The sequence below is a fragment of the Kitasatospora sp. NPDC001159 genome (genome assembly GCF_053598235.1).
Window position 1 is genome coordinate 1 of record NZ_JBSFJV010000280.1, and the last position, 1,366, is coordinate 1,366.

General features: G+C 68.8%; 1 protein-coding gene. It reads left to right on the plus strand.

Going from position 1 to position 1,366, the window contains the following annotated elements; genetic code table 11:
- Window positions 1-51: 51 nt before the first annotated feature.
- Window positions 52-1,191 (plus strand): IS701 family transposase, encoded by a 1,140-nt coding sequence (locus ACWC9T_RS41865; RefSeq protein WP_279092787.1) that lies wholly within the window; start codon window positions 52-54, stop codon window positions 1,189-1,191.
- Window positions 1,192-1,366 lie beyond the last annotated feature (175 nt).

The following is a 1,366-nucleotide window of genomic DNA, read 5'->3' on the forward strand; positions in this document are numbered from 1 at the left end:
TACTGCAACCGCACTTGATCATGGTTGACTTGGCGAGTGGTTGATCTTGGGGTGGGGCAGGTCGAGGAGTGGAAGGCGGCGCTGGCGGGGTTGCACGCCCGCTTCGCGTCGCGTTTCACCAGGTCGGAGCCTCGCGGGCGGGCGCTGGAGTACATGGCGGGACTGATCGCCCCGCTGGAACGCAAGAACGGGTGGTCGCTGGCGGAACGGGCCGGTGAGGAGTGCCCGGACGGGATGCAGCGCCTGCTGAACTCGGCCGACTGGGACGCCGACGCCGTCCGCGACGACGTGCGGGACTTCGTCGTCGAGAGCATCGGCGACAAGAACGCGGTGCTGATCGGCGACGACACCGGCTTCCTCAAGAAGGGCACCCGCTCGGCCGGCGTCCAGCGCCAGTACACCGGCACCGCCGGCCGCACCGAAAACTGCCAGATCGGGACGTTCCTGGCCTATGCCTCCGCCAAGGGCCGGGCGTTGATCGACCGCGAACTGTACCTGCCGGCATCCTGGACCGACGACCGCGCGCGCTGCCGGGCCGCCGGAATCGAGGACGACGTTCCGTTCGCCACGAAGATCGAGCACTTCCGGGCCATGCTCCAACGCGCCCTGGACGCGAACGTCCCGTTCGCCTGGGTGACCGCCGACGAGGCATACGGCCAGGTCAAGACCCTGCGGTTCTGGCTGGAGGAACGCGGTGTGGCCCACGTACTGGCCACCAAGGTCAACGACACCGTGATCACCACCAGAGGCGGGGACGCCCGGGTGGACCATCTCATCGCCTCCCTGCCCCGGCAGGCATGGAAGCGCCTGTCCTGCGGAGCCGGCGCCCACGGCCGGCGGATCTACGACTGGGCCCGGGTGCCGATCCGGATCCGCTGGGAGAACGGCTTCGGCCACTGGGTCCTCGCCCGACGCAGCGTCAGCGACCCCACAGAGATCGCCTACTACGTCTGCTACGGCCCTGCCGGCACCCGGCTGACGGACCTGGCCAAGGTCGCCGGGTCGAGGTGGCAGGTGGAGGAGTGCTTCCAGGTCGCGAAGAACGAGTGCGGCCTGGACCACTACCAGGTCCGCCGCTACCAGGCCTGGTACCGGCACATCACCCTGTCCATGGCCACACTCGCCTGCCTGACCGCTATCCGCGCACACGAGCTGTCAAAGGGGGCTCCGGACCCGGCCACGAGGGCCTGATACCCCTGTCCGTCGCGGAGATCCGCCGCCTCATCGGCCTGCTCCTCCACCCTCATCACCTCACAGCCGCCCACCATCTGCGCTGGTCATACTGGCGACGGCGCAGCCAGACCCGCGCCCGCCGCAGCCACTACAAACGCCGAGGCCACACCCCATAACTGCGGTTGCAGTACTA